At 58.7% G+C, this 13699-nt stretch carries 10 protein-coding genes; 4 read left to right on the top strand and 6 right to left on the bottom strand.

What is annotated here, in order from left to right; translation table 11 throughout:
- Positions 1-173: 173 nt before the first annotated feature.
- Positions 174-1673: a chromosomal replication initiator protein DnaA gene (gene dnaA, locus BMY67_RS03810; RefSeq protein WP_092768418.1), complete on the top strand. Its 1500-nt coding sequence runs from the start codon at positions 174-176 to the stop codon at positions 1671-1673.
- 162 nt (positions 1674-1835) lie between these two features.
- Here the strand turns inward: dnaA and BMY67_RS03815 are convergent, their stop codons facing one another.
- Positions 1836-2309 (bottom strand): hypothetical protein, encoded by a 474-nt coding sequence (locus BMY67_RS03815; RefSeq protein WP_143069685.1) that lies wholly within the window; start codon positions 2307-2309, stop codon positions 1836-1838.
- Positions 2310-2454: 145 nt separating this feature from the next.
- Positions 2455-2883, bottom strand: a complete 429-nt coding sequence (locus tag BMY67_RS03820; protein ID WP_092768422.1) for an OsmC family peroxiredoxin — start codon at positions 2881-2883, stop codon at positions 2455-2457.
- A gap of 164 nt (positions 2884-3047) precedes the next feature.
- Between BMY67_RS03820 and BMY67_RS03825 the strand changes: the two genes are divergently transcribed.
- From BMY67_RS03825 to BMY67_RS03835, 3 genes are all read left to right on the top strand, one after another.
- Positions 3048-4541 (top strand): GH3 family acyl-acid amido synthetase, encoded by a 1494-nt coding sequence (locus BMY67_RS03825; protein WP_092768424.1) that lies wholly within the window; start codon positions 3048-3050, stop codon positions 4539-4541.
- A 233-nt stretch (positions 4542-4774) separates the two neighbouring features.
- The gene (locus BMY67_RS03830; protein WP_092768426.1) at positions 4775-7996 is read left to right on the top strand and encodes a SusC/RagA family TonB-linked outer membrane protein; all 3222 of its coding nucleotides are present in this window, start codon (positions 4775-4777) and stop codon (positions 7994-7996) included.
- Positions 7997-8008: 12 nt separating this feature from the next.
- Positions 8009-9598 (top strand): SusD/RagB family nutrient-binding outer membrane lipoprotein, encoded by a 1590-nt coding sequence (locus tag BMY67_RS03835; protein ID WP_092768428.1) that lies wholly within the window; start codon positions 8009-8011, stop codon positions 9596-9598.
- Positions 9599-9720: 122 nt separating this feature from the next.
- On the opposite strand, the gene prfB is transcribed toward BMY67_RS03835, so the two are convergent.
- The 4 genes from prfB to BMY67_RS03855 all read right to left on the bottom strand — a co-directional run bounded on the left by prfB (position 9721) and on the right by BMY67_RS03855 (position 13683).
- A protein-coding gene (prfB, locus tag BMY67_RS03840; protein ID WP_143069686.1) for a peptide chain release factor 2 occupies positions 9721-10798 on the bottom strand; the annotation gives its coding sequence in 2 pieces (ribosomal slippage) (positions 9721-10737 and positions 10739-10798; 1077 coding nt in all).
- A gap of 178 nt (positions 10799-10976) precedes the next feature.
- Positions 10977-12041, bottom strand: coding sequence for a branched-chain amino acid aminotransferase (locus tag BMY67_RS03845; RefSeq protein ID WP_092768430.1), 1065 nt, complete (start codon positions 12039-12041; stop codon positions 10977-10979).
- A gap of 241 nt (positions 12042-12282) precedes the next feature.
- Positions 12283-12831: a cob(I)yrinic acid a,c-diamide adenosyltransferase gene (locus tag BMY67_RS03850; protein WP_092768432.1), complete on the bottom strand. Its 549-nt coding sequence runs from the start codon at positions 12829-12831 to the stop codon at positions 12283-12285.
- 132 nt (positions 12832-12963) lie between these two features.
- The gene (locus tag BMY67_RS03855) at positions 12964-13683 is read right to left on the bottom strand and encodes an ABC transporter ATP-binding protein (RefSeq protein WP_092768434.1); all 720 of its coding nucleotides are present in this window, start codon (positions 13681-13683) and stop codon (positions 12964-12966) included.
- Positions 13684-13699: the final 16 nt, after the last annotated feature.

Here is a 13699-nt window from a genome sequence, read left to right on the forward strand (position 1 = left end):
GGGCGGGATGACGGATGTGTTAAAATGGAATGAAATACAAGACCACCAAGGGTTTTTTGTCTCCTGAGTTTTCCACATTTTTGTCTCCCTCTAAAAAAAAGGCGGTGTTGCAGCGCCCAATATATCTGCCCTGTTCTCACCCGCACCCCCGTTGCTTTTGCCCTGCTTAGTTGATGTCGAAGGATTGCCATACGGTCTGGGCTAATTGTCTTCGCGTCATCAAATCAACGATTGGTGAGCAGAGCTACCGCACATGGTTTCAGCCCATTGTGCCGGTGCAGCTGCATAATAATGTGCTCCTGATTCAGGTGCCGAGCACGTATTTCTACGAGTTTCTGGAGGAGCACTACGTCGAGGAGCTCAAGCGCGCCATTCATCAGGAGCTGGGCCTGGAAGGGCGGCTGGAGTACAGCATCGTGGTAGACCAGGGCAATGCCCAGCAGAAGCCGCGCACCCTCAACCTGCCCACTGCCCACCGCGCCGCCGGCCCGGTCGCCTCCACAACGGCCGCGGCCGCCTCGCTGGCCCAAAGCGCCCAGACGTCCTCGGCCCGTAACACGGCCGCCGCCTCCGTGCGGCCCGCGCCGGCCCCCAACATCCTGCGCAACCCTTTCGAGGCCAGCAAAAGCATCGACCGCGACTACCTGAAGTCGCAGCTCAACGCCACCTACACCTTCGAAAACTACATCGAAGGCGACTGTAACCGCCTCTCGCGCTCGGCCGGGCTGGCCGTGGCCAACAAGCCGGGCACCACCAGCTTCAATCCGCTCATGATTTATGGCGGCGTGGGTTTGGGCAAAACCCATCTGGTGCAGGCCATCGGCAACCACATCAAGGCCACCAACGCCGACAAGTTCGTGCTCTACGTGTCGGCCGAGAAGTTCACCAACCAGTTCATTGAAAGCCTGCGCTCCAACCAGGTCCAGGATTTCGCCAACTTCTACCTGCTGGTCGATATTCTGATTCTCGACGACGTGCAGTTTCTGTCGGGCAAGGACAAAACGCAGGAGATGTTCTTCCACATCTTCAACCACCTGCACCAGGCCGGCAAGCAGATTGTGATGACCTCCGACCGCCCCCCGCGCGATTTGGTAGGCCTCGAAGACCGGCTGCTCTCCCGTTTTAAGTGGGGCCTGACGGCTGATTTGCAGAGTCCCGACTTCGAGACGCGCATGGCCATCATCCAGAACAAGATGCAGCAGGACGGCATCGATATTCCGCCGCAGGTGGTGGAGTACCTGGCCCACTCGGTGAACACCAACGTGCGCGAGCTGGAAGGCGTGCTGATTTCGCTGGTGGCTCAGAGCAGCCTCAACCGCCGCGAAATCGACCTCGAAATGGCCAAGCAGGCCCTGCGCCACATTATTGAGGAAGTGGAAGCCGAGGTCAACCTCGACTTCATCCAGAAAACCTGCGCCGAGTATTTCAGCGTGCCGCTGGAGCTGCTCAAGGCCAAAACCCGCAAAAAGGAGGTGGTAACGGCCCGGCAGGTGGCCATGTACTTCGCCAAGGAGCACACCAGCCACTCGCTCAAAAGTATCGGCCACCACTTCGGCGGCCGCGACCACAGCACCGTCATCCACTCGGTGCAAACCGTTTCCGACCTCATCGACTCCGATAAGTCGTTCCGCTCCACCATCGTAGAGCTGCGCAAGAAGTTTGCCGGCCGGTGAGTTCTGGAAAGCTGCAAGCCTCAAGCGACAAGCGGCAAGTCTGACGGCCTGTTACCCTCAATAAAACAATCGACTCAGTTACGATAACAAGGTCATTGTTTTAACAGGATAACAGGCCGTCAGACTTGCCGCTTGTCGCTTGAGGCTTGCAGCTTCCAAGAATCAATCCCTCAGCGGGATGTTGTGTTTGGCGGCGAAGGCCTGTACCTGGTCGCGCATGAGGCGGCGGCGTTTCAGGCCCCGTATCTGGCGCAGGCTCAGGGAGTGCGAATTGCCGTCGGTCAGGCGCAGGCGCAGCTGCTGGCCGCCCAGCTCCAGGGCGCTGATGGTTTCGGCAGCAAAGGCCTGCTTGGCTTTAAACAGTCCTTCCTTGTGCACAATGTAGCCGGGCGTAAACTCCAGATAGCTCTGGGTACCGAAAATGGGCGCGTTGTGCACCAGCACGTAGCCCAGGTACACAAGGCTGAATACCAGAAACACGTAGTGCAGGAAGTACATGTCGGTGGCCCCCGCATCGGTTACAATCAGCGAAACCGTGTAGGCCACCCACATCAAACCCAGAAAAATCTGACCCCAGAAGGGAATGCGCTGCGTATTGGCGGGCCGAAGACGGACTCGGGTAGAATTAGGGTTCATAGGGGGCGGGAGAGAGCCAAAAGAAGCGGTAAAAGTAAGGAGTTGTTTTCAGTTGCCCGGCTTGCTACTGCCCAACGTGCGGCCGCCGGCCGTCGGGAACAAGAGCCCGACGGCCGGCGGCCGCAGAAAAAACGGTTGCTCAGCGCTACTTCAGCTTCGCCGCGGCCAGCTCCATTTCGGGCACCGCCTTCAGCAGCTGCGACATGGGGCAGTTCTCCTTCGCCTTCTCGGCGTACTGCTGAAACTCCTCGGGCGAGAGGCCTGCCACTTCGCCCTCGGTGCTGAGGCTGATTTTAACGACTTTCGGCACTTCGCCCGAGGTATCCAGCGTAACCTTCGACTCGGTTTTAATCTGCTTAACCTGCTTGCCGTCCTTGGTGAGGATGCTGGTCAGGAACATGGTGAAGCAGCCGGCGTGGGCCGCGCCGATCAGCTCTTCGGGGTTGGTGCCCTTCTCGCCCTTGAAGCGGGCCCCCGTCGAGTAAGGGGCTTTCACGGTCCCGCTTTGGGTGGTTATTTCGCCGCTGCCTTTGATGTCGCCGTTCCAGACGGCTGTTCCGCGTTGGTTGATCATGGGTGGTGGGGTTGATAGTGGTAATTACAGGTTGGTAGCTCAGCATACGCGGGCCGGCGGCGAAAGGATAGTCCGTAGCGCCGCTGCTCTTATATATAAGGACGGCGGGTATCTTTGGCTAACTGCCCCCGCTAGCCTGCAGTTTATCTACTTAATCTCCATGTATGGGTCTGAAAGCTACTCTGAGCCGGCCACTGGCCGCCTACATCGTCCGCCAGTACGCCCGCTGGCAGCACGACCCCATCGGCACCCAGCAGCGGGTGCTGCGGGGGCTGCTGGCCCAGGGTGCCCGCACCAGTTTCGGCCGCGCCCACGACCTGGCCGCTGCCCGCACCGCCCCCGACCTGGCCGCCCGCGTGCCCGTGCGCGACTACGAGGCACTGCGGCCCTGGTTCGAGCGGATGAAAACCGGCGAGGCCGACGTGCTCTGGCCCGGCCGGCCGCTGTACCTGGCCAAAACCAGCGGCACCACCAGCGGCGCCAAGTACATCCCGCTCACCCGCGCCAGCATCCCCAACCACCTCAACGGCGCCCGCGACGCGCTGCTGCATTACGTGCAGCGCACCGGTAAAAGTCGGTTTCTCGACGGTAAGCTGATGTTTCTGTCGGGTTCGCCGGCGCTCGAAACGCTCAACGGCATTCACGTCGGCCGGCTCTCGGGCATCGTCAACCACCACGTGCCGGCCTACCTGCGCCGCAACCAGCTGCCCAGCTACGCCACCAACTGCATCGACGACTGGGAGCAGAAGCTGGACCGGATTGTGGATGAAACCCTGCCCGCCCCGATGACGCTCATTTCGGGCATCCCGCCCTGGGTGCAGATGTATTTCGACCGCGTGGTGGCCCGCACCGGCCGGCCGGTAGGGGAGGTGTTTCCCGATTTCGACCTGTTCGTGTACGGCGGCGTCAACTTCGAGCCCTACCGCCGCAAGCTGTTCGATACCATCGGCCGGCCCGTGGATAGCCTGGAGCTGTTTCCGGCCTCCGAAGGCTTCCTGGCGTTCCAGGACGAGCCCGGCAACCCCGGCCTGCTGCTGCTGCTCGATGCCGGTATCTTCTATGAGTTTGTGCCCGCCGAGCGGTTCTTCGAGCCCAACCCGCCCCGCCTCACGCTGGCCGACGTGGAGCTCGACCGGCAGTACGCCGTGGTGCTCACCAGCAACGCCGGCCTGTGGGGCTACAGCCTCGGCGACACCGTGCGCTTCGTGAGCCGCTATCCGTTTCGGGTGGTAGTTACGGGCCGCATCAAGCACTTTCTGTCGGCTTTCGGCGAGCACGTTATTGGCGAGGAAGTGGAGCAGAGTCTGCGCGAGGCCCTGGGGGCCCATCCCGAAGCCGAAGTAACCGAATTCACGGTAGCCCCCCTGGTCAGCACCGACCCGGCCACGCCCTCGCGCCACGAGTGGCTGATCGAGTTTGCGCGTCCGCCCCACAGCTCTGGCGCCTTTGCTGCCGCGCTCGATGCCGGCCTGCAGCGGCGCAACACCTATTATAACGACTTGCGCACGGGCAATATTCTGGCTTCCCTGCAGCTTACCGAACTGCCCGCCGGGGCTTTCCAGCGCTATATGAAGGGCGTGGGGAAGCTGGGTGGGCAAAACAAGGTGCCCCGCCTGAGCAACGACCGCACCCTGGCAGCCGGCCTGACGAGCGTCTAAAGCTTCAGTAATGGCTGAAAAGAAGTTCTGCTACCAGTTTTTGACTGGTTTTCAGGACAAAATGCGCCTATATAGCGGTTCATTTGCAGCATATTTGATGTTAATTGCAATAAATGTTGCGGTAGTTCCTTACTTTTAGCGGAAAGATGGGGCATTGACTGCTTTTTTAGAAGTTAGAAGTTAGTCTTACCTTGTCGCCCAGTTCAAAATCCACCAAACTCTTTTTCACTCACATGCGGAAAGTTTTATTAACTGCGGCTCTGCTCGCGCCCGTCCTGTTGCAGCAGGCGGCCGCTCAGAACCGGCAAATCTCCGGGCGGGTTACCGACCGCGCTACCGGCCAGGGTCTGCCCGGTGTTACGGTGTTGGTTAAGGGTACTACCACTGGCGTATCCACCAACGCCGATGGTACCTACACCATCAGCGCCCCTTCTACTGCAACCGCACTCACGTTCTCCTCTATCGGTTTCGTAGGGGTTGAGCGTCCTATCGGTACGGCTTCTACCATCGACATCGGCCTCTCTACGGATGCCAAGCAGCTGGGTGAAGTAGTCGTAACCGGTGCCCTTGGCATTCAGCGCCAGGAGCAGCAGGTAGGTTACGCCACCGCTACGCTCGACACCAAGGAACTCACGCAGGCTCGCCCGACCAACGTCGTCAACGGTCTGACTGGTAAAGTATCCGGTCTGCAGATCCAGAACGTGAACAACGGTGTGAACCCGAATCCCCGCGTAACGCTGCGTGGTACCCGTTCGCTGCTCGGCAACAACGAGGCCCTGATTGTAGTGGACGGTGTGATTTCGACCAACGATGTGTTGGGTACGCTGAACTCAGATGACGTAGCGTCGATTTCGGTACTGAAAGGTGCTAACGCTGCTGCCCTCTATGGTTCGCAGGCTTCCAACGGTGCTCTGATCATCACCACCAAAAAAGGCTCGAACACCAACCGGGTTACGATTTCGCAGACCTCGCAGTTTGAGTCTATTTCGTTCCTGCCGAAGTTCCAGGACAAGTTTGGCAACGGCGCAAACACGTATACCAATACGCTGCCCGATTTCACGGCCGACAACTCCATCGATAACGATTACAACACGAAGTACCAGAGCTTCGAAAACCAGCAGTACGGTCCTCGCTACGACGGTTCGCTTCGCCCCTTCGGCGAAAAGCTGGCCGACGGTAGCATCCAGATGATCACCTTCGAGTCGCGGCTGGACGAAAAGCGTAAGTTCTTCAACAATGCTTACCAGGCCCAGAACGGTATTTCGTTCGCCGGTGGGGATGAGAAGACCAAGTTCTACGCCTCGTATCAGAACGTTCATAACAACGGTATTGTCCCCAAGGACAAGTACGACCGGAACAGCTTCCGCTTCAACGCTTCGCGGGAGCTTGGCCGCCTGACGGCTGGTTTCAATGTTTCGTACGTGCAGCAGCGTACGGACATTACGACCAACGATGCCCAGGCTAACTCGGTGTATTGGAACATTTTCAATACGACGGCAATGTCGCCTATTACCTCGTACAAAGATTGGCAGAACAACAAGTTCGCCAACCCGAACGGGTACTACAACGCCTACTACTACAACCCGTACTTCATCATCGACACGTACCGGACCAATGATGCCAAGAACACCATTCTTGGTAACCTGGACCTCACGTACAAGGTGACGGACTGGCTGAAGCTGAACTACCGGATTGGTACGACTTCTACCGACCAATCGAGCCTCATCTCCCAGAACAAGTTCAACTTCAACCCCTATATCCAGGCGCTCAACACCAACAAGAGCGGTGCGGGTCTGACGGGTGCCGTGACCGATATCAGCAGCAACCTGACCCGTATCAACTCGGATCTGTTTGCCAGCATGGATAAAACCTTCGGCGACGTTTCGGTGCAGGCAATTGTTGGTAACAACGTGCAGCAGCTAACCAGCCGTTTTAACTCGGTGGGCTCAACTGCTCTGGCTGTACCCGACCTGTTTAACCTGGGCAACCGTATCGGCAACCTGACGGGTGCCAACGCCACGGCTAAGTCGCGTCTGTACGCATTCTACGCCGACCTGACCCTGGGCTACCAGGACTTCCTGTACGTCCACGGCTCGGGCCGCTACGACAACACGTCGGTGCTCGATGCTAACAACCGCAGCTTCTTCTACCCAGGCGTTGACGTTTCGTTCATCTTCACCAATGTAGCGCCTGCTCTGAAGGATCTTGCCTTCCTCGACTACGGTAAAATCCGGGGTGGTATCTCTAAAGTGAGCCAGATCAACCTGGCAGGCAGTGGCCCCGGTGTGTATGACACGGGTGGTGCTTACCGCCTGGCTTCTACCTACTCGCTGGGTACAGGCTTCCCCTTCGGTTCGCTGGCTTCTTTCCAGGCCAACAACGGCCTAGTGCAGCCGGGTCTGAAGCCGGAAGAAACGGTTTCGATTGAAACCGGTCTGGAACTCAGCTTCCTGCAGCGTCGGGTATCGGGTGCCGTTACTTACTACAGCCAGAAGAGTAACAACCAGACTATTCCTACCAGCATCTCGAGCACGACCGGCTACACCAGCCTGTTGCTGAACGCGGGTGAGGTGCAGAACAAAGGCGTTGAAGTTGACCTGAACCTCGTGCCAGTTCGCCTCGAAAACGGTGTTACCTTCACTATCGGTGGTAACTTCAACTACAACCAGAACAAGGTTATTTCCTTGCCTCCAGGTCTGGATCAGTTGAACCTGTCGACGGGTGGTAACGCCCAGTTGTACGCCATCAAAGGCCAGCCTTATCCTATTCTGCGCGGTACTTACTACCAGCGTACGGAGGATGGCCAGATCAAAATGACCAAGGTGAAGGATCCGTTCACCGGTGAAGACCGTTACTTCCCGCTACGGGCTGCCGACAGCAAGGCGTTTGGTAACACGCAGCCTAAGTACCGTTATGGCTTCAACAGCAGCCTGACTGTGAAAGGGTTCACGCTGGCTGGCCAGGCTGAACTGCGCACCGGTTACGTTGTGTACAACTCCATTGGTGAGGACCTCGACTTCACGGGTGGTGGCGAGCGGAGCGTAAAGTACGACCGTCAGGACTTCGTGTATCCTAATTCGGCTATCCTGGGTGCCGATGGCAAAACTTACGAGCCCAACACCTCCGGCCTGACCCCCGGTGGCAGCGAGTTCTGGTCGAGCACTGCCTACAACCGCGGTGTCGCTGAGAACTACGTTACTTCAGGCAAATTCTTCAAAATCCGTGAGCTGACCCTGGGCTATGCCCTGCCAGCTTCTATGGTTTCGAAGGTGGGCTTTGTGAAGGGAGCTACGCTCAATATTTTCGGCCGTAACCTGTTCACGTGGGTACCGAAAGAGAATATCTACACCGACCCCGAGTTCAGCTTCTCGAATAGCAACGCTATTGGTATCAACACCAACCTGCAGACGCCTCCAACCCGTCTCTACGGCGCTACTATCACCGCAACTTTCTAATTTTCTGCAGCAATGAAAATACCATTCAAGATGCTGGCAGCGGTGGCTATGGCTACTGCCGCTACTGGCTGCTCGTCGTTCCTCGATGTGAACGACAACCCGAATAGCCCGACTACAATAACGCCCGATAACATTCTGGCACAGGCGCTTACTACTACTGCCTCCCTCTATACTGGCGGTAACCCCAGCTTCAACCACTACGGCAGCTTTGTAGCTGGCTACTGGGGCCGCTCGGGTGTGGTAAACGGTTATCAGGAAGAGACGACCATTAACTACACCAATACCTTCCAGCAGGCGTTGTTCAACAACACCTACGACAACCTGAATGATTACAACATCATTCAGACGAAGGGAATGGCTGATGGCTATCCTAATCACGCGGCAATAGCCCGGATTATGAAGACCTACCAGTTTCTGTTGCTGGTTGACGAGTACGGCGATATTCCTTATACGCAGGCTCTGCAGGGAGCTGCCGTAACCACGCCGGTTTACGACAAAGCTGCCGACATTTACAAAGATCTGCTTGTCCAGTTGAGCGGTGCCATTTCCGACATCAACGCAGTTGATCCGAACGCTCTGACAGTAGGCAACGAAGATGTCGTGTTCAAGGGCGACATGAAGAAGTGGAAGCAGTTTGCTAACAGCCTCAAGCTGCGCATTCTGCTCCGCCAGTCGCAAACTGAAGCTGGTGGAACTGCCAGTGCTGATGTAAAATCGCAATTGGCTGCTCTGCAGAGCGCTCCTGACGGCTTTATTGCCCAGGACGTAGTTGTGCAGCCAGTGTACGCTCAGGCGGCTGGCCAGCAGAATCCGTTCTACAACCGCTATGGCCTTACGGCTGCCGGTACCAATGCTACGGAGTTGCTGTACCAGATTCCGACCAAGTACATCATAGCCGTGTATGAGAACAACAAGGACCCCCGCGTTGCCCAACTTTATAAGCTGGGGTTGAGAAATGACAGCATTAAGTACATCGGTACCAAGTTTGGGGAGCGTAGCCCTCCTGGCTTCTCGGCTACTCAAATAGCTTCGCGCTTCCTGCCCAGCGGCGGTCTGCTGAAAGGTCCTAGCGCTCCTACGGTGCTTATGCTGCTCTCGGAGCACCTACTCTCTAAAGCAGAGGCGGAAACCCGCGGTTTGTTCACGGCTGATGCTGTTACCGCTGAGAAGGACTACAAAGACGGCATAAAGGCTTCCTTCCTGTACTTCTACCGCCCGGCTGGTGGTGCTATTATTACTCTGGCTGACGCTACGGATGCTACCCCTGGCGTAAAAGAGTACAACCAGTACATCGCCGCCAACCTGACCAACCCTAAGGTTGACTACAAACTGGCGCCTACAAAGCCTGGTCTTGGTAAGCAGGAAGTAATTATTTTCCAGAAGTACCTGGCGCTGAACTCGGTAGGTAGCATTGAGGCTTGGGATGATTACCGTCGCACGGGACTGCCTAAGTTCGACGCTTCTACGCAGTCGCAGTCGCCACGGGCTGATAAGCTGCCGACCCGCTTGCTGTACCCACTTTCGGAAAGCAGCACCAACCAGGCCAACGTACCTGTCGGTGTTGACCAGTACACCAAGATTTTCTGGGACGTAGTAGACTAACCGATTTCGGTATAGTCAGACTAAAAAAAGGGCTACCCAAATTGGGTAGCCCTTTTTATTTGGCCTCATAGCAGCGGGATTTTGAGGATAATATAATCCCGCAGTAAGGGAGAACTACGGGACTAGCTCTGCATCAGATACCCCTTGATGAACTCCTCCAGGTCGCCATCTAGCACGTTCTGCACGTCGGTGCGCTCGATACCGGTGCGCAGGTCCTTGATGAGCTTGTAGGGGTGGAGCACGTAGTTGCGGATCTGAGAGCCGAAGTCAATGCGCTTCTTGCCGGCTTCCACTACGTCGCGGGCGGCATTGCGCTTGTCCATCTCAATCTGGTAGAGGCGCGACTTGAGCATGCGCAGGGCGTGCTCCTTGTTCATGAGCTGGCTGCGCTCAATCTGCACGGCGATAATGATACCGGACGGGGCGTGGGTGAGGCGCACGGCGGTTTCCACCTTGTTCACGTTCTGGCCGCCGGCCCCGCCGGCCCGGAACGTGTCCCAGCTGATGTCGGCGGGGTTGATTTCGATATTAATGGTATCGTCAATCACCGGGTAGGCGAACACCGAGGCGAACGAGGTGTGGCGGCGGCCGCTGCTGTCGAAGGGCGACATGCGCACGAGCCGGTGTACCCCGATTTCGCTTTTCAGGTAGCCGTAGGCAAACTGGCCGTCGATTTCGAGTGAGGCCGACTTGATGCCGGCGCCCTCGCCGGGCTGGTAGCTGAGCTGCCGCACGGTGAAGCCCTGCTTTTCGCCCCACATGATGTACATGCGCATGAGCATTTCGGCCCAGTCCTGGCTTTCAGTACCGCCGGCACCGGGGTTGATGTCGATGACGGCCGAAAGCTGGTCTTCCTCGTCGGAAAGCATGCGCTTGAACTCCAGGCGCTCCACCGACTGCTCGGCGGCGGCAAACTCGCGCTGCATCTCGGCCTCGGGCACATCGCCTTCGCGGTGGAACTCGTAGAGCACCTCCACGTCATCGACCTGCTTTTCCACGGCCTCGTAGTCGTCGGTCCAGACCTTGATGCCCTTTAGCTCGCGCATGGTGGCTTCAGCCTGTTTCGAGTCGTCCCAGAAGCCGGCTGCCGTGGTCTGGGCCTCGATTTCTTCTACTTGTTTTTTGCGGGCATCGTAGTCAAAGATACCTCCTCAGGGCCTCAGCGCGGCCCTTCAATTCCTTCACCTGGTCGTGGGTCATAGGAAAAAAATGTGCGTTCTGAAATAGGAAAACCGCCGGCACAGTGGCTGGGCGAAAGGTAAAGGTCGTGAAAATACCACCGCTGAACGCAACAGAGCCGGTCCTGGCCCAAAAGCCAGCGACCGGCTCTGCACCGGAGTAGCCCCCGCCAGGGAGCTACACGAAAAGCGGACGGTGGCTATACGCGCACCATCCAGCCGTGCGGGTCAGGCGCATCGCCCTTGCGGATGGCGGCCAGCGCGGCAGTGGCGCGGCGCGAAAAGGCGTCGGCGGGCGGCGTGGGCAGCTCAAAATCTTCGCCCTGGTAGCCGATGGTGGCGATGGTGGCAATGGTGGCGGCCGTGCCTACGCCGAAGGCTTCCTGCAGGGTGCCGTTGCGCTGGGCTTCGAGGATTTCCAGGGCCGATACCTTGCGCTCCTCTACCGGCATGCCCCAGTCGCGGGCCAGCTGCAGCACGCTGCGGCGGGTGATGCCGTCGAGGATGGAGCTGCTCAGGGCGGGCGTAACCAGGCGGCCGTCGATGATGAAAATGGCGTTCATCGTGCCCGATTCCTCCACGTACTTGTGCTCGGAGGCATCGGTCCAGATAAGCTGGTTGTAGCCTTCCTGCTGACCCAGCTTGGTGGGGTACATGGCCGCGCCGTAGTTGCCGGCGTTTTTGGCCGCGCCCGCGCCGCCCTCGGCCGAGCGTACGTAGTGCTCCTCGAACCGCACGCGCAACGGCTTGGCGTAATACAGGCCCACCGGGCAGGTTATCACCATGAAGCGGTACGACTCGGAAGGCCGCACACCCAGCATGGCGTCGGTGGCGAACATGAAGGGCCGGATGTAGAGGGCGCTGCCGGGGTCGGTGGGCACCCAGCCGCTGTCGAGGCGGATGAGCTGCAGCAGCCCCTGCATGAAGACTTCTTCGGGCAGCTCGGGCATGCACATGCGGCGGGCCGAAGCGTTGAAGCGGTGGAAGTTGTCGAGGGGGCGGAACAGGGCCACTTCGCCGTCCTGGTTCTTGTAGGCCTTCATGCCCTCAAAAATCGACTGGCCGTAGTGAATGGCCGAGTTGGCCGGACTCACCGTCATGTCGGCGTAGGGCACGATGCGCGGCTCCTGCCACTGGCCGTCGTGGTAATCAACAACCAGCATGTGGTCGGCGAAAGTCTTGCCGAATTCGAGCTGGGCGAAGTCGATGCCGGGCAGGCGGGGCGCCGTGGTGCGCTGGGTGGAAATAGTCAGGGTATCGAGCATGAGGGTGGGATGGATGGGTAGGTGGGGAGAAGAAGCCGGCCGGCCCGCTGGCAAAAGCGAGGAACAGTGCCCGGTGCTGCCTGGCGCAGACCGGCCGTGAAAGTGCGGCGGACCGCCGGTAGCTATAGACGCCAGCCACTTATCGGCTGGCAGTAAATACGAAGGCGCGGCCAGCGGAGTTGAAGATGCGGGTTTCCGGCGTTGCTGCCGAACGTCCGTTAGCCATTGTGGGTTCGCGCAACTACATGCGCGGCTCCCACTTCACTTCCTCGGCTCCCAACTCGTGGGCCATCTGGCGGCTGAGCACGAACAGGTAATCGGAAAGGCGGTTGAGGTACATAATGACCAACTCGGCCACAAACTCGTCTTCGTTGAGATGGATAACCAGCCGCTCGGCCCGGCGGCACACGCAGCGGGCCAGGTGGGCAAACGACACCGACTGGTGGCCGCCGGGCAGCACGAACACCCGCAGCTCGGGCAGGGTCTCGTTCATGCGGTCCATTTCCTGCTCCAGCAGCGCCACATCTTCGGCGTGCAGGTCCGGAATCTTCATCTTCGACTTCTCGGGGTCGGAGGCCAGCGAGGCGCCCACCGTGAACAGGCGGTCCTGGATTTCCTTGAGCAACGACCGGCGCGCCTCATTTACCGGCTGGTCGCGCACGAGGCCGATGTAGGAATTCAGCTCATCGACGGTACCGTAGCACTCGATACGCAGGCTGGATTTGGGCACCCGCGTGCCGCCGATAAGCGAGGTAAGGCCTTTGTCGCCGGTTTTGGTATAGATTTTCATGGGTGGAGGTTGGTGGGTATGGAGGTAAGGAGGTGAGGGGGTAAAAGGTTTACTATCCTTCGCTCCGCAGACGCCGAATAAAGGATAACAAGGAATTTGCCTCCTCCCCTCAGCGCCCCATCGCCCCAAAAATCACCCCTTCGCCAACTGGCCCGAAACCACGTTCTCGTTCACTTCATCCGACTCCACCAGGCCGTCGCGCAGGCGCACGATGCGATGGGCGTGCATGGCAATATCCTCTTCGTGGGTTACCATGATGATGGTGTTGCCGCGGGCATACAGGGCCTCGAACAGCTCCATGATTTCGTGGCTGGTGCGGGTATCGAGGGCGCCGGTGGGTTCGTCGGCCAGAATGATGCTGGGGTTGTTGACCAGGGCGCGGGCAATGGCTACGCGCTGGCGCTGACCACCCGAAAGCTCGTTGGGCTTGTGCATGGCCCGCTCGGCCAGGCCCACGCTGCGCAGCGCCTCGCGGGCCATTTCGTGCCGCTCGCTCTTGCCGTAGCCGGCATAAATGAGGGGCAGAGCCACGTTATCGAGGGAGGTGGCGCGAGGCAGCAGGTTGAAGCTCTGGAACACGAAGCCGATTTCGCGGTTGCGCACGTCGGCCAGCTGGTTGTCGCTCATGTTGCTCACGTCGTGGCCGTTGAGCACGTAGCTGCCGCCCGAGGGCGTGTCGAGGCAGCCGATAATGTTCATGAGCGTAGACTTGCCCGAGCCCGAGGGGCCCATGAAGGCCACGTACTCGCCCCGCTGAATGGTGATGGAAACCGATTGCAGAGCGTGGATTTCCTCGGCCCCCATGCGGTACATCTTGGAAATATCGTCGGTCTGGATAATGGGAGGCTGCATAGAACGAGGGGCTACA

Source organism: Hymenobacter actinosclerus (genome assembly GCF_900111515.1).
In the GTDB taxonomy this organism is placed as follows: domain Bacteria; phylum Bacteroidota; class Bacteroidia; order Cytophagales; family Hymenobacteraceae; genus Hymenobacter; species Hymenobacter actinosclerus.

What these genes read in the sequence shown, in the direction of transcription:
- BMY67_RS03820 (WP_092768422.1), bottom strand. Translation starts at nt 2,883, where the DNA reads ATGATCAACCAACGCGGAACAGCCGTCTGGAACGGCGACATCAAAGGC.
- BMY67_RS03845 (WP_092768430.1), bottom strand. Translation starts at nt 12,041, where the DNA reads ATGCTCGATACCCTGACTATTTCCACCCAGCGCACCACGGCGCCCCGC.
- BMY67_RS03850 (WP_092768432.1), bottom strand. Translation starts at nt 12,831, where the DNA reads ATGAAAATCTATACCAAAACCGGCGACAAAGGCCTTACCTCGCTTATC.
- BMY67_RS03855 (WP_092768434.1), bottom strand. Translation starts at nt 13,683, where the DNA reads ATGCAGCCTCCCATTATCCAGACCGACGATATTTCCAAGATGTACCGC.
- BMY67_RS03825 (WP_092768424.1), top strand. Translation starts at nt 3,048, where the DNA reads ATGGGTCTGAAAGCTACTCTGAGCCGGCCACTGGCCGCCTACATCGTC.
- BMY67_RS03830 (WP_092768426.1), top strand. Translation starts at nt 4,775, where the DNA reads ATGCGGAAAGTTTTATTAACTGCGGCTCTGCTCGCGCCCGTCCTGTTG.
- BMY67_RS03835 (WP_092768428.1), top strand. Translation starts at nt 8,009, where the DNA reads ATGAAAATACCATTCAAGATGCTGGCAGCGGTGGCTATGGCTACTGCC.
- dnaA (WP_092768418.1), top strand. Translation starts at nt 174, where the DNA reads ATGTCGAAGGATTGCCATACGGTCTGGGCTAATTGTCTTCGCGTCATC.
- BMY67_RS03815 (WP_143069685.1), bottom strand. Translation starts at nt 2,309, where the DNA reads ATGAACCCTAATTCTACCCGAGTCCGTCTTCGGCCCGCCAATACGCAG.